A 19,825-nucleotide genomic window follows, 5' to 3' on the forward strand; every position below is an offset into this window, starting at 1 on the left:
CGTGACGGGCGCGGCCCCGCCCGTCTCGGATGCCCGCGCGCCGCGTGGCGTCGGCGCGCGCCTGCCGCGCAAGGAAGACGACCGTTTTCTGCGCGGCCGCGGTCAGTATGTCGCCGACATCAGGCTGCCGGGACTGAAGGACGTCGCCTTCGTGCGCAGCCCGATCGCGCATGCCAGGATCAAGGCGATCCACGTTCCCGCTGAATACCGCGACGTCGTGTTCACGGCCGATGACCTCACTGGCATCAACCCGATCCGCGCGGTCTCCGGCCTGCCCGGCTTCAAGATCTCCGAGCAGCCGGTGCTGGCGACCGGCAAGGTGCGCCATGTCGGCGAGCTCGTGGCGATGTGCGTCGCCCGCAGCCGCGCCGAAGCGGAGGACATCGCCGCGGCGGTCGAGCTCGACCTGGAACCGCTGCCGGCGGTGCACGACATGCGCATGGCGCGCGAGGCTGGCAGCGCGCTGGTGCACGAGCACTGGGGCGACAACGTCTTCCTGGAAACCAACTTCGAGGTCGACATATCAGCCGCGCTTGACGCGCCGATCAAGGTGACGCGCGAGATCACGACCGCACGCCAGTGCATGGCGCCGCTGGAGGGCCGCGGTGTCGTCGCGACCTTCGATCACCGGCTCGATCAGCTGACGCTGCACACCGGCTCGCAGATGCCGCACATCGTGCGCAACGGTCTGTCCGACTGCCTCGGCATCGAACAGGGCCGCATCCGCATCATCGCGCCTGACATCGGCGGCGGCTTCGGCCACAAGGGCATCCTGCTGCCCGAGGAGGTCTGCCTCAGCTGGCTCGCCATGCACAGGGGCTGGACGGTGCGCTGGCTCGAGGACCGGCGCGAGCATCTGAGCGCCAGCGCGAATTGCCGCGAGCACGCCTATCGCATCACCGTCTACGCCGATCGCGACGGCCGGCTGCGCGGCATCGACTGCGTGGCCACGGTCGATTCCGGCGCCTATTCGTCCTATCCGTTTTCGGCCTGCCTCGAAGCGGCGCAGATCGCGAGCATCCTGCCAGGGCCGTATCGGATGCCGGCCTATCGCTGCCGGACCTACTCGGTCGCGACCAACAAATGCCCGATCCTGCCGTATCGCGGCGTCGCCCGCACCGGCGTCTGCTTCGCCCTCGAGCTGCTGCTCGACGCCGTCGCGACCGAGGCCGGGCTCGAACCCGGCGAGGTCCGGCTGCGCAATCTGGTGCAGCCGCAGGACATGCCGTTCGACAACATCACCAACAAGCATTTCGACAGCGGCGACTATCCCGGCGCGCTGCAGCGGGCGCTGACGGCGATCGATGTCCCCGCCGTGCGCGCACGACAGCAGCGCGGCGAGCCGGACGGCCGGCTGATCGGCACCGGCGTGTCGATCTATTGCGAGCAGGCCGCGCATGGCACCTCGGTCTATGCCGGGTGGGGCATCCCGATGGTGCCCGGCCATGAGCAGGCCACCGCGCGGCTGACGCCCGACGGCGGACTCGAGCTGCGTGTCGGCGTCCACTCCCACGGCCAGGGACTGGAGACGACGCTCGCCCAGGTCGCGCACGAGATCCTCGGCGTCGATCCCGACAAGATCCGCGTCGTGCTCGGCGACACCGCGATGACGCCCTACTCCACCGGCACCTGGGGCTCGCGGTCGATGGTGATGGCCGGCGGCGCCGTGGGCACGGCCTGCGCGCAACTCGTCGCGCGCGCCACGCGCATCGGCGCCAAGCTGCTGCAGCTCGCGCCCGAGGCGGTCACGTGGCGCGAGGGCCAGGCCTGCGGGCCGAACGGCAGCGTCAGCCTCGCCGAGATCGCTCACACCTGGTACCGCCGGCCGCAGGACCTGCCCAACGACGTCGATCCGGCGGGCCTTGAGGCGACCGGCGGCTACAAGCCGGTGCGTGACAGCGGCACCTTCTCCTACGCGGCGCATGCCGTGACGGTCGCCGTCGATCCGGATCTCGGCGAGGTCGAGCTGCTCGACTACGTCGTCGTCGAGGACGGCGGCGTCCTCGTCAATCCGATGATCGTCGACGGCCAGATTCTCGGCGGCCTCGCCCAGGGCATCGGCACCGCGCTGTACGAGGAGATGCCGTTCGACGATGCCGCGCAACCGCTGGCGACAACCTTGGCCGATTACCTGCTGCCGGGTCCGACCGAAGTCCCGGAGCCGCGCCTGTTCCACATGGAGACGCCGTCGCCCTACACGATGTTCGGCGTCAAGGGCATCGGCGAAGGCGGCGCGATCGCGCCGCCGGCGGCAATCGCCAACGCCGTCAACGACGCGCTGCGGCCGCTTGGTGCTGAAATGATGCAGTCGCCGCTGTCGCCGCGCCGGATCGTCGCGGCGGTGCTGGCAGCGAAACAGGCGAGCTCGCCGTGAAGGCCGCCTCCTTCAACTACGCGCGTCCCCAGAGCGTCAGCGACGCGGTCGGCCTGCTCGCGAAGGCCGAGGACGGCACACGGATCATGGCCGGCGGACAGTCGCTCGGTCCAATGCTCAATCTGCGTCTCGTGCAGCCGCCGCTCATCATCGACATCGCCGGCCTTGCCGAGCTTCGTTCGGTCGAGCGCGATGGCGATGCGCTCGTGATCGGCGCCTGCGTCACCCATGCCGACATCGAGGACGGCCGCCTCCCCGACGTGACCCATGGCATCTTGCCGCGGATCGCCCGTGGCATCGCCTATCGCGCCGTGCGCAATCGCGGCACCATCGGCGGCTCGCTAGGTCATGCCGACCCGGCCGCCGACTGGGTGACGACGCTCACGGCCCTCGGCGCCAGCGTGCAACTGACAGGCGCGGCGGGACGGCGTGACCTCGCCGTGACGGAGTTCATCCAGGGCGTGCTGCAGACGGCGCTGCGTCCCGGCGAGCTGGTCACCGCGATCCGCCTGCCCTCGCTGTCACCCACGGCACGCTTCGGCTACGCCAAGGCCTGTCGCAAGCCTGGAGAATTCGCCCATGCAATGGCCGCCGTGCTGATCGAGCCCGACACCGCCCGCAGCCGCATCGTCATCGGCGCCATCGACACGACACCGATCATCATCGACGATTCATCCCTGTTCGGCGGCGCGACCAGCCATCTCACCCCGCAGTTCGATCGCGCCCTCGCCGACCGCCGGCTCATCCAGGCCGGCGTGGCCGATCCGGCCGCCCGGCACATCCATGTCAGCGTGCTCGCGCGGGCGATCGCGGAGGCGGCCGCGTGAACAAGATCCAGCTCACCGTGAACGGCAGCGCGATCGAGCCAACGGTCGAACCTCGCACCCATCTCGCCGACGTCCTCCGTGATCAGCTTGACCTGACCGGGACGCATCTCGGCTGCGAGCACGGTGTCTGTGGCGCCTGCACGCTGTTGCTCGACGGCGCTCCGGCCCGTTCCTGCATCACGCTCGCCGTGGCCTGCGCTGGCGCTGCCGTGACGACGATCGAAGGCCTGGACGAGGATGAGATCGCCGCCGAGCTGCGCGTGGCTTTCACGCGCGAGCATGCCCTGCAATGCGGCTACTGCACGCCCGGCATGATCATGTCGGCGCGCGACCTCGTGCTGCGCCTCGATCACGCGGACGAACACGCCATCCGTGTCGGCCTGAGCGGCAATCTGTGCCGCTGCACCGGCTATGTCGGGATCGTTCGCGCTGTCAGCGCTGTGATCGCGGCACGACGGCAGCGGGGCATCGCGGCCGTGATCGGCGCAGGTCGGACATCGCTCGGCCCGGTGGGATCGCAGCCAGGCGCCATCGCGGCCGCGGTCGCGCCAGCGCGGCCAGCGGCGGTGGGCATCATGCTCTCCGGCGACCTGGCCCTCGGTTCGCTCGATCCTTCCGAGGTCATGCCCGCCAAGAGCTTCGATGCGTCGTTCACGGTGAACGCCGCGCCAGAGCAGGTCTTTGCGCTGTTCGGTCAGCCCAGGACCCTCGCCGCATGCTTTCCCGGCGCCACCATCACGGACATCCCGACCCCGGATCGCATCGAAGGTGCGATCAGTGTCGCCATCGGACCGCTGTCGGCTATCTTCCGCGGCTCTGCGCGCATCGACCGCAACGCGGCGGATTTGTCGGGCCGGCTCGTTGGCACCGGACGCGACCGGCTGAGCCGCACCTCGACCTCCGGACAGATCAGCTGGCGCATGCTTCCGATCGACGACGGACGAGCCACCCGCGTCGCGCTCGCGATCGGCTACAGCCTCTCCGGCCCGCTGGCGCAGATCGCGCGTGATGGGTTGGTGCGCGATCTGGCGTCGCGCATCACCACGACCTTCGCGCAAAACTGCGAGCGGCATCTCAACGGCACCGCGGACCCGACGGAGACACCAGAGCCGCAGCGCCTCAACGCGCTTGCCCTGCTGCTCGACGTCGCACGCAAACGCCTCACCGGCTTGGCCCAGCGCCTGCGCGGGCCATGAGACCGCCGCGCACCGGCGAACCGGCTCTCGCTCACGGCCGGCTGTGACATCGGCGCTGAAAACCCGCGCGCGCCTCGTCCCGGCACCTGTCTCCACGTTTCAAACAACGGGCATGCCCCGGCTTTCTCGCGGCGAGATTCGCCCGAGCTTTGCCATCCATCGACCTCTTCGTCCGACGAAGAGGCGCAGGGAAGACCGGGTATCGGCTGATACCCGCGGTCCGCGTGCAACAAGAAGCACGCGGCAGAACCACAGGTTCAGCCCAATATCCGGCCTTCCCTGCGCGACGGTTTTGCGGGTTATAGGCGCTCTCCCCGGGGACCGGCTGTCTTGCCCCCGTCGCCAGCGGATCATCATCACCACCGGCTTGGTCTCAGCGTCGGGAGACCAGGACCACGCCACTTCGCCGTCGCATCGCTCCGTTCGTCGGCACGGGCTGTGACACCCGGCTGCAGAGCAACGCGCCCGTCGCATCCCCAGCTCGACGCTTCATGACGATCGCGAAACGTCCCTCTTCAGCGAGCCGGGATGCGCGAAAATGTGGAGCTGATTTGCCCGACGGCGCAAGGGAGAAGTGCGCGACAAACTGGCACGACGGGCACTTGGCGCATGCGGGGCATGCGCGGATTGCCCGTCGGGCAGATGCTCAGTTGGACGACGACGGACTGTCCGCGCATGGCTCTCGCCGTCGCCACGTCTCGACCAACTTTCTCGATGGTAGCGAAGGGCCAACGAGTTTGGCGCAATGTCGTCGCAACCCTGTACAGTAGCGAAGAAGCTATTGACTCGGCGGCAAGAACCTTGCGATTCGCACGAACGCAGCCTCAAACCGCGCAAGGGTTTCTTGAATTGGCTTGCCTTCTCCTTTAAGCAACTCTGGGTGCTGCAGAAGGTAAAGAGCTGGATCAAAGTGACTGTACTCAGCAATCTCAGCCGGGAGCAGCTTGAAGTAGGCTTCGGCCTTTTTTACTAGCCTAGCCGTACTAGTATCCGCTGCCTCCAACTTTTCAACCGTTAGCTCATGAACGCCTCTTAGCGCGTATGTTTTGTTGACAAGATCGACAAAGAAAGCTGGGTCGAAAAAGTCTTCGATATCCGCCTCATCTTTCCCCGCAACTTCGGTAGCAAGAATTATACGGTCATTGTTGAGGAGGGCCGCCCTGTAAAGATCTTCTAACTTTCGCTTCTGCCCGCGCTCATAGTCGGTTAGCACGGCCACATTGAGCTTATTGCCGTAGAACAGTCGCACGAACGGCAATACTTTATCGATGCCACCCGACGGGCACACAGCCCAGGATGGAGAAAGGTGCGACCTCCCCGCCTCCTTAAGCGCCGACGAAGCTGCCTGAAGAAAAAGAATATCACTCGGCCCTTCGACTAACAATGTATTGGTGCCGATAACAAGAGTTTGCGTGACTTCAAATCCCATTGCCCCAAAAATAGGAAAATTGGTTTGAGGATCGGTCGTGAGCACGTCAGACCGAATCTTAGTACCGATCGACACTTTCCGACCGCGCCTATCGATCTCAACAACATCCTCAACAGTGCGAACTGAAACGAGATCGTTAGCAGGCACCATAAAAGGTGAATGCGTCGACCAGATTACCTGATGCTTAGGCGCAATCTGCTCGTAGAAAAATCGCAGAAGATCCTTTTGCGCAGTCCCGTGAAGCGTAAGGCCAGGCTCATCCAGCAATAGGATCACATTGCCGTTAGTCTTTCGAATTTGAGCGAACTTGACCAAGAAGGAGAAGAACCAGATGAAGCCTGCCGACCGCTCAGAAAAGGGAACTGTCACGCCATGAAGCGCGTTTTCGACGCGAGCACGCGCGACCGGTCCGGAGTTAAACGGAGCCGGATCACCGCTCTTTCCCTCCGAGAATACTACCTTTATCTTCAATTCATCATTTTGCGTCCAATACTCAAAAATTTGATCTGTGATACGGAGCGCAGCCGCTTCACACTTCGCATTTAGCTCCTCAAAATGAGTGGTAGCTACCAAGTCCTCCAACGTAGTTCCAGCATACTCAAGAAAATCGAGAAATACGCGGTCTCCGCTCGACAGCAGCGCCCCATTTTGCTTGTCTTGATTCAACTGGTTGACCGAGAGAGCGCCACTCATTCGATCGTAATGCGAGAAGTACATAAACTTGGGCATTCGCGCCGAAAGAATATCGATTGCGCGCAGCACTGCCCGATGCTGACGCCACTTCCCGATGATCGCAATCATGCTTTCTTGGCTAGGGGTCCGACTTGTTATGCCAGCCAGAGCTTCGTAAACCTTTGCCGTGGTCTTTGCGGCACTGATCGGAGCCGCATCTTCTTCAGTCAGTCCTGCCAGCTTGGAGAGATGCCCAATAACCTTTTCTTCATCGACATCGATCTCCCACGTGGTTGTTTCAGACTCATAAGTTTTGGAAACGCAGACACAGGAGCTTTTTAGCGCCCCTTGTCCAAGCTCAGCCTCCAAAGCTTTGATGTCGAAAGCGTCAAGCTCCCAATACGTTCGCATGACTTCAGCATCCCCGTCTGGATGTCGCTCAGCATAGTCGGCTAGATGCCGACGGGGGTAATTTTCGATCTTACCATAGTCCTTGAAATTGGGATCGACCGAGCGAATGCCTTCGATGGCCTTAAGGAAGGCCGACTTTCCAGCCTCATTCTTGCCGACTAAGCAAGTAGTTTGCGCGATCTCGACTTCATTAGAATCAATGATGTTTCGATAGTTGGTCGCTCGCGCTTTGATGAGCCTCATTGAACGCCCTCCTAAATCAATATCCAGAATGTTGCTCGGTACAAAAACAAACCTGAAACGAACGAGCGTCTACTTCAAGTGGTATCTGTGAATGACAATCGTCGGTGCGAGGCACTCCAATCGCTGCACTCTTTACTGAAAGCGGCCCTGCACCGCGACTAGTGGCTAAAAAAAGAGGTTAGACGATCGACAAAACTCCATCTCAAGATGGTAGGTGGCTTTCGCTGAAAAGCACCATCGAAGTTGACGTTTCCCCTACTCCCACTCGATCGTCCCCGGCGGCTTGCTCGTCACGTCGTACACCACCCGGTTCACGCCCTTCACCTCGTTGATGATGCGCGTCGCCGTGTTGCCGAGGAACTTCATGTCGAACGGATAGAAGTCCGCCGTCATGCCGTCCGTCGACGTGACGGCGCGGAGGCCGACGACGTAGTCGTAGGTGCGGCCGTCGCCCATGACGCCGACGGTCTTGACGGGGAGCAGCACGGCGAAGGCTTGCCAGATGGTGTCGTAGAGGCCGGCCTTGCGGATCTCGTCGATGTAGATGGCGTCGGCCTTGCGCAGGATGTCGAGCTTGTCGACCGTGATCTCGCCGGGGCAGCGGATGGCGAGGCCGGGGCCCGGGAACGGGTGGCGGCCGACGAACACGTCGGGCAGGCCGAGCTCGCGGCCGAGCACGCGGACCTCGTCCTTGAACAGCTCGCGCAACGGCTCGACCAGCTTCATGTTCATGCGCGCCGGAAGGCCGCCGACATTGTGGTGCGACTTGATCGTCACCGAGGGGCCGCCGGTGAAGGAGACGCTCTCGATCACGTCGGGATAGAGCGTGCCTTGCGCCAGGAAATCGGCGCCGCCGATCTTCTTGGCCTCGGCCTCGAACACGTCGATGAAGAGTCTTCCGATGGTCTTGCGCTTCTGCTCCGGGTCGGTGACGCCTTCGAGCTCGCCGAGGAAGAGTTGTGAGGCGTCCACATGCACCAGCGGGATGTTGTAGTGGTGCCGGAAGAGATCGACGACGGTCTCGGCCTCGTTCAGGCGCAGCAGGCCGTGATCGACGAACACGCAGGTGAGCTGGTCGCCGATCGCCTCGTGGATCAGCACCGCGGCAACCGCAGAGTCGACGCCACCGGAGAGGCCGCAGATCACCTTGCCCTTGCCCACTTGCGCGCGGATCTTCTTGATCTCCTCCTCGCGGAAGGCGTGCATGGTCCAGTCGCCGCCGAGGCCGGCGATGTTGCGGACGAAGTTGCGGATCAGCTTGGCGCCATCGGGCGTGTGCACCACCTCGGGGTGGAACATCAGGCCGTAATATTTGCGCGTCTCGTCCTGGATCACGGCGAAGGGCGCGTTCGGCGACACGCCGGCGACCGAGAAGCCCGGCGGCATCTGGGTGATGCGGTCGCCATGGCTCATCCACACCTGGTGCTGCTCGCCCGGCTGCCAGACGCCATCGAACAGCAGGCTGTTGGTCTTGACCTCGACGTCGGCGCGGCCGAACTCGCGGTGGTGGCCGCCCTCGACGGTGCCGCCGAGCTGGGCGGCCATCGTCATCTGGCCGTAGCAGATGCCCATCACGGGGACGCCGCTCTCGAAGATCAGCTGCGGGGCGCGCGGGGAGCCGGCCTCGTGGACGGATTCGGGGCCGCCGGAGAGGATCACGGCTTTGGGCTGCATGTCGCGGAAGGCGGCCTCCGCCTTCTGGAACGGCACGATCTCGCAATACACGCCGTCCTCGCGCACCCGGCGCGCGATCAGCTGCGTGACCTGGCTGCCGAAATCGACGATCAGGATCTTGTCGTGGAGCGCGGCCACGGAGGTGTCGGTGGCGGCGGCGGTCGGGGTGTTGGCTGGGGCTGTCATGGCAAGGAATTACGCCGCTGCGGGGGGACTCGCAACCCTTGGCAGCGGGGGATTCACCGCGCCGTGCAACCGTTTCACCGACACGCTTTGCAGGGCTGCCCGATGCAGCGCCCTCTCCCCTTGTGGGAGAGGGCATCACCGGCCCATCCACGCACGCGGTTGGGTGAGGGGTATCTCTCGGCGAACAGTGCTCGCGGAGGCATACCCCTCACCCGACCGAATCTGCCGAGCTGTCCTGCATGCCCTCTCCCACAAGGGGAGAGGGCTCAGTCATGGGCAGCCCGCGTCAGGCGGAGCGGCGCAGCACCGACACGAAAAACCCGTCCGTGCCCGTCCGGCGGGGGGTCATCAGCCAGCCCTCCGGGGTCTGCAGGGCGGCCTCGGCGAACGCCTCGGCCTTGTCCCAGAGGACGGTGGCGGTCTGCTCCGGGGGCTGGACGGAAAACTCCAGGTGCCGCGCCACGAACGCCCGCACCTGGTCGCCATTCTCCGGCTGCAGCACCGAGCAGGTGATGTAGCCGATGCGGCCGCCGGGTTTGACCAGGCGGGCGGCGCGGTCGAGCACATCGGCCTGGTCCTTGAGGCGGATATCCAGGGCGCCGGGGCGCATGCGCCATTTGGCGTCGGGGTTGCGGCGCCAGGTGCCGGTGCCCGTGCAGGGGGCGTCGATCACCACCAGATCAGCGGAGGCGCTGATGTCGGCGAGCGGGTCGGCGTCGCCCTTCGGGGTGCGGATCTCGGCGTTGTGGACGCCGGCGCGCGACAGCCGCTCGTGGATCGGCGCGAGCTGGCGCTTGTCGGCGTCGGTGGCGATCAGGCGGCCCTTGCCCTGCATCATCGCGGCCAGCGCCAAGGTCTTGCCGCCGGCGCCGGCGCAGAGGTCGATGACCTGCTCGCCGGGCTTGGCCGCGGTGAACAGCGCCGCGAGCTGCGAGCCCTCGTCCTGGACCTCGATCGCGCCCTTGATGAAATCCTCCTCGGCATGGATTCCGGGATTGCGCGCATCGGCCCCGAGGATGATGCGCAGGCCGAGCGGCGACCACGGCGTCGGCACGGCGCCGAGATGCTTGAGCGACGCCTGAACCTTCTCGCGCTTCGCTTTCAGCGTGTTGACGCGCAGGTCGAGCGGCGCGCGGCTGGCCATCGCCATGGCCTCGGCGACGCGGTCGTCGCCGAACACGGCGGCAAGATACGGGTCGAGCCAGTCGGGATAGTCGCCGGCGACCGGCGGCGGCGCGCCCTCGGTGGTGCGCGAGGCCAGCGCCTTCTCCTCGGCGGCAGTGAGCGGCGGCGGCGCGAAGCGGCTGCCGTCGCACATCGCGGCGATGGTCGGCACATCCAGGCCGCGCTCGAGCTTGAGCATGCCGAGCACCCGCGCCCGCGCGGTGTCGTCCTCCATGACATAAGCGCTGGAGGCGCGGCGGCGCAGCACGTCCCAGACCAGGCCGGCAATGGCGGCGCGGTCGCCGGAGCCGGCGAAGCGGTGGCTGGTGCCCCAATCCTTCAAGGCCTTCGCCGCCGGCGCCCGCTGGGACTCGATGGACTCGATGATGTCGATGGCGGCGGACAGCCGGGCGGCGGGGGTCATTCAGTATCCAGTCTCAGATCAGGAGAAGCATCTTCAGGGCGAAATACAGCCACATCGCCAGCAGCACCAGCGCCGAGGCGGTCCAGGCGAGGGAGCGCTTGTCTGCCCCACTGATAAAGCCGGCATTGACGAAGCGGGTGACGACGAACACCCAGGACAGCAGCACGATCACCAGATCGGCATGGCGCAGCGGCAGCGCCAGCGCGATCAGGGCATAGAACAAAGTCGGCAGGCCGAATTCATCGGCGGCATCCGTGGCTTGCGCCTTCCTCTTATTCCAGAACAGCAGCGCGAAGGTCAGTGCAACCTCGACGAAAACGGGCAGCAGCACCATGGGCAGCGACATCGACAATCCCCCCTTGGGAAAAGTGAAGGCCCGGCATGATGCCGGGCCCTCGTGGATGAACCGGTTCCCTCAGGACTCCCGATAAGGGGCTGTGGTTCCCGCTTTTTTGCGGACAGGCTGAAGAATCACATCAGGTGTGGCTCAGGCCTTGTCCGGCCCGACCCGCACCAGCTGCTTGCCGAAATTGGCGCCCTTGAGCAGGCCCATGAACGCCGCGGGCGCGTTCTCCAGGCCCTCGGTGACGTGCTCCTTGTACTTGACCTTGCCGTCGCGGACCCAGGCCGACATGTCCTTGAGGAAGTCGCCGTGGCGGGAGGCGAAGTCGGAGACGATGAAGCCGCGGATCAGGAGCCGCTTGGTCAGGACGTTGCGCATCAGCGCGCCGGCCCATTTCGGCGCCACCGACTGGGTATCGTTGTAATGCGCGATCAGGCCGCAGACCGGCATGCGCGCGAAGGCGTTGAACAGCGGGAACACCGCCTCGAACACCGGGCCGCCGACATTCTCGAAATAGACGTCGATGCCCTTCGGGCAGGCTTCCTTCAGCTTGGCGGCGAGATCGGGATCGCGATGGTCGAGGCAGTCGTCGAAGCCGAATTCCTTCTTCACGTAGTCGCATTTGTCCTTGCCGCCGGCGATGCCGATGGCGCGGGCGCCCTTGATCTTGGCGATCTGCCCCACCGCCGAGCCGACCGCGCCGGAGGCGGCGGCGACCACGACGGTCTCGCCGGCCTTGGGCTGGCCGATGTCGAGCAGGCCGGTGTAGGCGGTCATGCCGGGCATGCCGAGCACGCCGACCGCGGTCGAGATCGGGGCGAGGCTCGGGTCGACCTTGGCGAGACCGCGGCCGTCGGAGACCGCATGCGTCTGCCAGCCGGCGCGCGCCAGCACGATGTCGCCGGCCTTGAAGCCGGGATTATTGGAGGCCGCCACCTCGCACACCGTCCCCGCCTCCATCACGCCGCCGACCGGCACCGGCTGGGCGTAAGACGGCCCGTCGCTCATGCGCCCGCGCATGTAGGGATCGAGCGACAGCCAGATCGTGCGCAACAGCACCTCGCCGGCGCCGGGAGTCGGGATGGTGTGCTCCTCGAGGCGGAAATCAGACGGCTTGGGCTCGCCGACGGGACGGGACGCGAGCACGATGCGCTTGGCTTGGGACATGGTGTTTCCTCTTGTTTGTTGATGTGGCGTTCGGTGCCGACCCCACGGGAGCCGTCATTGCGAGCGAAGCGAAGCAATCCAGGGCCGCGCGCGCAACCCCTGGATTGCTTCCGCCGTCGCCCTTCGGGCTATGGCGGACAAGTCGTCGCTTCGCTCCTCGCAATGACGGAGAGAGCGGTGGTTGTTTACACCCCGCCCGGATAGTTCGGGCTCTCGCGGGTGATCGTCACGTCGTGGACGTGGCTTTCGCGCAAGCCCGCGCCGGTGATGCGGACGAACTCGGCCTTGCCGTGGAAGTCCTCCAAGGTCTTGGCGCCGACATAGCCCATGGCCGCGCGCAGGCCGCCGGCGAGCTGGTGCATGACGTTGCCGACCGGACCCTTATACGGCACCTGGCCCTCGATGCCTTCCGGCACGAGCTTCAAGGTGTCCTTGATGTCCTGCTGGAAGTAGCGGTCGGCCGAGCCGCGGGCCATCGCGCCGACCGAGCCCATGCCGCGATAGGCCTTGTAGGAGCGGCCCTGCCACAGGAACACCTCGCCGGGCGTCTCGTCGGTGCCGGCGAGCAGCGAGCCGACCATGGCGACGTCGGCGCCGGCGGCGAGCGCCTTGGCGAGATCGCCGGAGAACTTGATGCCGCCGTCGGCGATCACCGGCACGTCGGCCTTCTTGGCGGCTTCCACCGCATCCATGATCGCGGTCAGCTGCGGCACGCCGACGCCCGCCACGATGCGGGTGGTGCAGATCGAGCCCGGGCCGATGCCGACCTTGACGGCGTCGGCGCCGGCGTCGATCAGCGCCTGCGCGCCGTCGCGGGTGGCGATGTTGCCGGCGATCACCTGCACCGCGTTCGAGATGCGCTTGATGCGGTTGACGGCTTCCAGCACGCGCGAGGAATGGCCGTGCGCGGTGTCGACCACGACGAGGTCGACGCCGGCCTCGATCAGCTTCTCGGTGCGCTCGAAGCCGCCCTCGCCCACGGTCGTCGCCGCGGCGACACGGAGTCGGCCCTGCGCGTCCTTGCACGCGAGCGGATGCGCGACCGCCTTCTCCATGTCCTTCACGGTGATCAGGCCGACGCAGCGGTACTGGTCATCGACGACGAGCAGCTTCTCGATGCGGTGCTTGTGCAGGATCTTCTTGGCCTCGTCCTGGCCGACGCCCTCGCGCACGGTGACGAGGTTCTCGTGCGTCATCAGCTCGGAGATCTTCTGGCGCGGATCGGTGGCGAAGCGGACGTCGCGATTGGTCAGGATGCCGACCAGCTTGCCGGGGATGCCCTTGCCGCCGCCGGTGACGACCGGAATGCCGGAGAAGCCGTAGTCCTTCATCAGCGCCAGCGCGTCGGCGAGCGTCGCCTCCGGCGAGATCGTCAGCGGGTTGACCACCATGCCGGATTCGAACTTCTTGACCTGGCGCACCTGGGCGGCCTGGCCCTCGGGGTCGAAATTGCGGTGGATCACCCCGACACCGCCGGCCTGCGCCATCGCAATCGCCATGCGCGCCTCGGTGACGGTATCCATGGCGGACGCCATGATCGGAATGTTGAGCGGGATCTCGCGCGTCACGCGCGAACGGATGTCGACCTCGGAGGGCAGCACATCGGACAGGCCCGGCTTCAAGAGCACGTCGTCGAAGGTAAAGGCTTCGCGAAGTGTCTGGACGGTCGCCATCGTCAACTCCTTGTCTGCGGCCAGAACGGCCGCGATGCGGTTACGGATGAGCGGCGCCGCCGTCGAGACCATGCCTCGCCGTCGAATCGGTGCCCATCGGTGGGGTTGACGCGGGTCGATAGCATGGGCCTGTGACGAATCAAAGGGCCGATCCGCCATCCTCCCGCGATTGCGAAGAACGGCCCAGACCGGCCCTGATCAGGTCCGAAACGCGCAATAAAAGGTCGCGGACGCCCCGATTCCGGAGCAGAAGTTCCGCGCCTCTAGCGCCAAGCGCCCGGCGGCGGCCCATAGCGGCGGATGGCCTCGACCACCTCCCGGTGGCGCCGGTCCTCCCGCCGCATGTGCACGGCGATCAGCGCGTGCGCCGACGGCACCAGCAGCAGCACGTGGAAGAACAGGCCGAGGACGAGGCAGACCAGGCAGAGCAGCAGATTGAAGATGGCCGCGAACGGCTGCCCGTTGAGCAGCAGGCCCAGTGGCGGCACCAGGGCGGCGAGCAGATAGATCATCGGCACATCTCCAATAACGATGACGCGGCAGCGTCACGCTGCATCTAGGGGGCCATGCCAGCAGCGCAATGGCCTCGTTCGTCGCAGGGTGCTACAGCCGCGGCGCCGGCCTTCCCCGTCCCTCCCGAGATTCGATGAACAAGCAACGCGTCATTCCGCTGATCGTCGCCACCGCGCTGTTCATGGAGAACATGGACTCCACGGTGATCGCGACCTCGCTGCCGGCGATCGCCAGGGACATCGGCACCAGCCCGCTGACGCTGAAGCTCGCCATCACGTCTTATCTGCTGTCGCTGGCGGTGTTCATCCCGGCGAGCGGCTGGACCGCCGACCGGTTTGGCGCGCGGCGGGTGTTCTCCAGCGCGGTCGCGGTGTTCATGATCGGCTCGATCGGCTGTGCGCTCGCCAACTCCGTCGAGAACTTCGTGTTCGCGCGCATCCTGCAGGGCATGGGCGGCGCGATGATGACGCCGGTCGGACGTCTCGTCCTGTTGCGCTCCGTCGACAAGAGCGCGCTGGTCGGCGCGATGGCCTGGGTCACCATCCCCGCGCTGATCGGTCCTGTCATCGGACCGCCGGTCGGCGGCTTCATCACCACCTATTTCTCCTGGCACTGGATCTTCCTGATCAACATCCCGATCGGCATCGTCGGCATCATCATGGCGCTGCGCTTCATCGATCCGATCAAGAGCGACAATCCCGAGCCGTTCGACCTCACTGGCATGGTGCTGGCCGGCATCGGCCTCGCCGGTCTCGCCTTCGGCCTCTCGGTCGCCGGTCTCAACCTGCTGCCGTGGTCGGTGGTCGCGAGTCTCGTTGCAATCGGCGCGATCTCGATGACGCTCTACGTCCGCCACTCCTGGCGCACCAACTCGCCGGTGCTCGATTTCTCGCTGCTGCGGCTGCCGACCCTGCGCGCCTCGATCGTCGGCGGCTTCATGTTTCGCCTGGGCATCGGCGCCCTGCCCTTCCTGCTGCCGCTGCTGATGCAGCTCGGCTTCGGCCTGTCGCCGTTCCAGTCCGGCCTCGTCACCTTCGGCTCCTCTGCCGGCGCAATGGGCATGAAGGCGCTGGCCGCGCGGCTGATCAAGGCCTTCGGCTTCCGCCATCTGATGACGGTCAATGCCGTCGTCAGCTCGGTCTTCCTCGCCGCCTGCGCGCTGTTCACGCCGGCGACGCCGCTGCTGCTGATCCTGATCATTCTCGTGGTCGGCGGCTTCTTCCGCTCGCTGCAGTTCACCGCGATCAACACCGTCGCCTATGCCGAGGTCGAGACCGCCCAGATGAGCCGCGCCACGACGCTCACCAGCGTCAACCAGCAGCTCGCGATCTCCGCCGGCGTCGCGGTCGGCGCGTTCTCGGTGGAGACCACGATGTGGATGAACGGCGCGAGCCAGCTCACCGCCTCGTCCTTCGCGCCCGCCTTCATCGTCGTCGCCATCACCTCGGCGCTGTCGTCGATCTTGTTCTGGCAGATGCCGGATGACGCCGGCAGCGAGATCTCGGGCCGCAAGGTCGCCGCGATCGCCAGCCGCAAGGGCGCCGAGAAGGGCGCGGAGAAGGCCGCCAGGAAGTCGGCGAGCGAGACCACGCAGGATGCGCGGGATCAGCGGCTGGGGTAGCGGACGGTTCTCCGGTCAAGGTCTCCGCGCGCCGGACCTCCAGAATTCGGCCAGGCGATCGGCCCACATCCGCGCGTGAAGCTCGGTGCCGGCGTGGCTCATGTGGCAGCTGTCGTGGCGCAGCGGAAGGCCGATCTGGTCGGTGTCCGGCCCCGGATAGACGCCGGTCGCAGGGTTCGGCACGGCGGCCTGCGCCGACCGGATGATCTCGTCGGGAACGCTGCCGCAGAGCGTCGCCGCGGCAACGAAGATCGGCGCGGTCACGTCGGCCGCGCGCAGCCCGGCCACGATCTCGAGATCGTTCCGCAAGTAGGACAGCCGTCCCGCCTCCTTCATCTTCGCGGTGACCTGCAATTGCGTGCCGTCCTCCGCGCCATTGGTCGAGAAGGCGAAGGCGTTGGACTCGCCCTGATGCCAGAGCACCGCGCTCGGCTCGAGACCCGCCTCGCGCAGGCCGGCAAGGGTCGCGAGCAGCACCTCGAAATACTTGCCGCCACGGACACGCCACTCCTCGATATACGTCCCGCCGATCGCAACGGGTGCGATCAGGATCGTCTTCGCCAGCCCGCGATCGATCAATTCGTCGCCCAGCCGCGTGGCGACGTTCTCGCCCTCGCCCGGCGTTCCCAGCAAGGGATTGCGCGCCACGTAGCAGCGGCCGTCGAAGCGGTCGAAATTGTAGAACCGGTTGTGCGGCTGATAGAGCCGGCCGCTCTGATCGGGCGCGCCGGTGTTGGAGATGTTCGATTGGCCCGCGGTCAGAAGCACCACCAGCCCCTCGCGCGGAATGGCGTCGCAGGCAATCGGCGTCGCCCTGGCGCGCACCGCCTCGTTGTCCGGCAGGAGACAGCGCGAGGCGCTGCCGCCCGCGATGAAATCCGCGTCAGAACCGTACAGCGCACGGGCCAGGTTGCGTCCCTGCAGCAGGGTCTGCACCTCCGGATCTCCGCTGGCGCCATCGATACGACGGTCGATGTCGGCAAAGGCGGCGCGCCGCGAGCGCACCTGCTCCAGCAGTGCCAGGAAGCCTGGGGCGCTCGAGATGGGTCCGACGGCGCAGGGAACGCAATTGCCGTCGCGCGATTTGGCCGAGGTGGTCGGCTGGCAGACGTCGCGGGCCGGCAGCACCTCCGCGGCTCCTGCCCTCGCAGTCAAGGAGACGACCAACCACGCTGCGACGAGCGTGGCCACTATTACGCGTCGCATCATGCTCGGATCACTTCTTTCGTCGCCTCGGTTGACGGCCGCCTCGGGCGCCGGGCCTCTGACTTTCCAAGCCATGCGGCTGTCCCAGCCATGCTCGCCGGCACGGTCTCGTTCGAACGTGCCTCGGGAGCCGGGGTTTTCCATTATAGTCCGACTTCATGAAAGAGAGCCGAATCGACCCGCAGCCGCTTGCGGCGATGGCGATGAACTGTTGGCCGTCCGCGCTTCTCCTGGCAGCGACGGCGCTCGCCGTGCCCGCACTCGGCGGCATCGTCAGGCCGGCTTTCGTGCTCGGCTGCGCGGTCGCCGGCTGGTTCGCGTGGCGTCGCAGCCCCGCAGCCCACGTGCAGTCGGCGATCCTGATGTTCGCCTTCGCTCCCTTCGTGCGCCGCCTGGTCGACATCTCCGCGGGATTCGATTCGTCCGGCATCATGCTGAGCGGCCCGCTGCTGTTCATCATCGCACCAGTTCCGAGTCTGGTGCTTTCGCCCTCGGACAAGGACAGGCCGGGCAATCCATGGCTCGTGGCGCCCTTCATCGTCCTCGCCTGCATCGTCTATGGCGGCGCGCTGTCGATATTCCAGAACGACTGGTTCAACGCCGCCAATGGCGGAATGAAATGGGCCGCGCCCGTGCTCTATGCGATCGCCCTGCAGCAGCGGGCGCGATCCGACGGCGCCCTGCTCGATGCGATCACGCGCGTATTCCTGCTGGTGCTGCCGGTCACCGGCCTTTACGGCATCTGGCAATATGTCGATCCGCAAGGCTGGGATCGGTTCTGGATGGTGAATGCCAGCATCACCTCGGCCGGCTATCCGCTGCCCTACATGGTCCGCGTGTTCAGCACGATGAACGGCCCCGCCAGCTACGCGACCTTCACGGCCACCGGCCTGCTGCTGGTGGGCTTCCTGCGCCCGGGATGGCTGTCGATGGCGGCGATGGCGCCCGCAGCACTCGGCCTGTTGCTGTCGCTCTATCGTACCAGCTGGATCACGCTCGCGGTGGGCGTGCTGTTCTGCATGCTGCTCCCCGCGACGCGGCGTCGCGCCGTATCGATCACGGTCGGACTGGTCGGCGCGGTGATCGTCACCGTCATGTTCACGCCGTTCGCGGAGGTCATCACCTCCCGTCTGGAATCGCTCGGCAGCGTGTCGCAGGACAGCAGCGGCAGCGAGCGGCTGGATGAGTTCGTCACGCTGTGGAATGCGCCGAACAGCATGGTCCTGGGATCGGGCTTCACCATCACCGACGTCGGCGTCGCGGGCGCGATGCCGATCGACGGGCAGATCATCGCAAGCTGGGTGACGATGGGCATTCCGGTCGGGCTGATCTGCCTCGCGGCCTATGTCTGGGTCGGGCTCGCCGCCACCGGAGCCGCGTGGCGGATGCCGACGCGCGAGGGCGCCGTGCTCGGGGCGCTCGCCATCAGTGCGCTCTTGGTTCAGCTGCCGCTGACCAGCATCTCGTCCGGTGAGGTCTCGGCGCTGTTCTGGATGCTCGTCGCCATGGCCTGTCCGCTCGACCAGTCGGCCGGCGCAGCACGGCGCACCGTCGCCGCGCGGCAGCATCAGGCCGGCGCCTGATCGGACGTTGCAACGCGCGGCGTGATCGCCGCAGTCTGCGGCTTGCGGGAGGCCAGTGGTGCGAGCCCGAAGACGGCCAGCAGATTGAGCCGCCGCAGGATGGCATGCGCGATCAGAGGAAGCACCACGCCGGCCACCGTTCCGGCCAGCAGGTAGACCCATGGCAATGGCGGGATGTGCAGCTTCAGCATGATGATCCGCACGCCCGAGCCGGCAAGGATGTGCAGCACATAGATCGTCATCGACGCGACGCCCGCGGCCGCAAGCCAGCGATGGCGCGTTGGCGCGAGCAGCTTGCAGAGCCCGACCGTGCCGGCGATCCCGAGCACACAGGCCGGCAGGGAGGCGAGCCCGTTGGCGTCCATGCCGGACAGCTGGCCGCCCAGCGCCACTGCAGCCGCAAACGCAATCCCGATCACGACCGGAGAGGACCAGCCGAACGGCCGCCATTCCGCCACCACGCGGGTGCCGTAGATGCCCGCAACGTAGAACGGCAGATGATGCAGGGTGAGTGCGAGGTCAGGCCGGATCGGCAGCGCGAGGAACACGCCGAGCCCGGCCAGCGCGAGCGTGATCAAAACCGTCCGCGACGGAACCAGCACCGCGAACACATGGCAGATCATCAGCGCGTAGAGGAACCAGAACTGTGCGATCGGACGATACCATATCGCGGCGAGATCTCCGGGATGGATCGGGATGTTGGCATCCCGCGCCAGCAGCATCGTGATCCCGCCTTGGATCAACGACCACAGCACGTAGGGATAGGCGATGGTCCAGAGCTTGGAGGTGAGGAAGGAACGCGCGCCGCGCCGCAAGCTGTGCTGCACGTTCAAGCCGGCCAGGAAGAAGAACAGCGGCATGTGGAACGTATAGAGCGTGTAGTCCATCCAGCGCGCGACGGCTCCATCCGGGAAGATGCCAGGGCGCACGAGACCGCCAAGCACATGACCGTACACCACCAGGATGACGCCAAGGCCACGCGCGAAATCGATCCACGCCGTGCGCGCGGTGTCAGCCGTTGCCCTCTGCGTTCCAGCGTCCATGCCCGACATGTCCTGCTTCTGTCGCGCAGCCCGCGTCCAGTCTGCGATGCTGCGAAGTCAGCGCGCCCCAAGTCAT

Annotated in this window: 14 protein-coding genes; 5 read left to right on the forward strand and 9 right to left on the reverse strand. The window is 66.1% G+C overall.

The annotated features are described in order from the left end of the window. The first annotated feature begins 1 nt into the window (after position 1). Genes QW845_RS29520 through QW845_RS29530 form a run of 3 tightly spaced genes read left to right on the forward strand, consistent with a single transcriptional unit; the run spans position 2 to position 4,397 of the window. Positions 2-2,374 (forward strand): xanthine dehydrogenase family protein molybdopterin-binding subunit, encoded by a 2,373-nt coding sequence (locus QW845_RS29520; protein WP_315805028.1) that lies wholly within the window; start codon positions 2-4, stop codon positions 2,372-2,374. Beyond that, on the forward strand, positions 2,371-3,201 hold the full coding sequence (locus QW845_RS29525) for an FAD binding domain-containing protein (RefSeq protein ID WP_315805029.1): 831 nt from the start codon (positions 2,371-2,373) through the stop codon (positions 3,199-3,201). Before QW845_RS29520 ends, QW845_RS29525 begins: the two co-directional genes overlap by 4 nt. Next, entirely contained in the window at positions 3,198-4,397 is a 1,200-nt protein-coding gene (locus tag QW845_RS29530) for a 2Fe-2S iron-sulfur cluster-binding protein (protein WP_315805030.1), read from the forward strand. The genes QW845_RS29525 and QW845_RS29530 overlap by 4 nt, the downstream gene beginning before the upstream one ends. A 778-nt stretch (positions 4,398-5,175) precedes the next feature. Here the strand turns inward: QW845_RS29530 and QW845_RS29535 are convergent. From QW845_RS29535 to QW845_RS29565, 7 genes are all read right to left on the reverse strand, one after another. Continuing rightward, a complete protein-coding gene (locus tag QW845_RS29535) occupies positions 5,176-7,152 on the reverse strand; it encodes an AAA family ATPase (protein ID WP_315805031.1) in 1,977 nt (658 codons plus the stop codon). A gap of 255 nt (positions 7,153-7,407) precedes the next feature. Continuing rightward, positions 7,408-9,012, reverse strand: coding sequence for a glutamine-hydrolyzing GMP synthase (gene guaA / locus QW845_RS29540; RefSeq protein WP_315805032.1), 1,605 nt, complete (start codon positions 9,010-9,012; stop codon positions 7,408-7,410). Between the two features lie 286 nt (positions 9,013-9,298). Next, complete coding sequence (locus QW845_RS29545) at positions 9,299-10,600, reverse strand: RsmB/NOP family class I SAM-dependent RNA methyltransferase (protein WP_315805033.1); 1,302 nt, start codon at positions 10,598-10,600, stop codon at positions 9,299-9,301. A 13-nt stretch (positions 10,601-10,613) separates the two neighbouring features. After that, positions 10,614-10,946 (reverse strand): MAPEG family protein, encoded by a 333-nt coding sequence (locus QW845_RS29550; RefSeq protein ID WP_315805034.1) that lies wholly within the window; start codon positions 10,944-10,946, stop codon positions 10,614-10,616. A gap of 141 nt (positions 10,947-11,087) precedes the next feature. Then, entirely contained in the window at positions 11,088-12,110 is a 1,023-nt protein-coding gene (locus QW845_RS29555) for an NADP-dependent oxidoreductase (RefSeq protein ID WP_315805035.1), read from the reverse strand. Positions 12,111-12,295: 185 nt separating this feature from the next. Beyond that, positions 12,296-13,783, reverse strand: a complete 1,488-nt coding sequence (guaB, locus tag QW845_RS29560) for an IMP dehydrogenase (protein ID WP_315805036.1) — start codon at positions 13,781-13,783, stop codon at positions 12,296-12,298. Between the two features lie 263 nt (positions 13,784-14,046). After that, positions 14,047-14,295, reverse strand: a complete 249-nt coding sequence (locus tag QW845_RS29565; RefSeq protein ID WP_315749790.1) for a hypothetical protein — start codon at positions 14,293-14,295, stop codon at positions 14,047-14,049. A gap of 134 nt (positions 14,296-14,429) precedes the next feature. On the opposite strand from QW845_RS29565, the gene QW845_RS29570 reads away from it, so the two are divergent. Next, positions 14,430-15,917 (forward strand): DHA2 family efflux MFS transporter permease subunit, encoded by a 1,488-nt coding sequence (locus tag QW845_RS29570; protein WP_315805037.1) that lies wholly within the window; start codon positions 14,430-14,432, stop codon positions 15,915-15,917. 15 nt (positions 15,918-15,932) lie between these two features. Here the strand turns inward: QW845_RS29570 and QW845_RS29575 are convergent, their stop codons facing one another. Continuing rightward, a complete protein-coding gene (locus QW845_RS29575; protein ID WP_315805038.1) occupies positions 15,933-17,045 on the reverse strand; it encodes a sialate O-acetylesterase in 1,113 nt (370 codons plus the stop codon). Between the two features lie 281 nt (positions 17,046-17,326). Here QW845_RS29575 and QW845_RS29580 point away from each other — a divergent pair, with 281 nt between their 5' ends. After that, positions 17,327-18,706, forward strand: coding sequence for an O-antigen ligase domain-containing protein (locus tag QW845_RS29580; RefSeq protein ID WP_315805039.1), 1,380 nt, complete (start codon positions 17,327-17,329; stop codon positions 18,704-18,706). On the opposite strand, the gene QW845_RS29585 is transcribed toward QW845_RS29580, so the two are convergent. After that, positions 18,691-19,749 (reverse strand): acyltransferase, encoded by a 1,059-nt coding sequence (locus tag QW845_RS29585; protein WP_315805040.1) that lies wholly within the window; start codon positions 19,747-19,749, stop codon positions 18,691-18,693. The two genes, QW845_RS29580 and QW845_RS29585, sit on opposite strands and share 16 nt — an antisense overlap. Positions 19,750-19,825: the final 76 nt, after the last annotated feature.

Source organism: Bradyrhizobium sp. SZCCHNS3002 (assembly GCF_032377435.1).
In the GTDB taxonomy this organism is placed as follows: domain Bacteria; phylum Pseudomonadota; class Alphaproteobacteria; order Rhizobiales; family Xanthobacteraceae; genus Bradyrhizobium.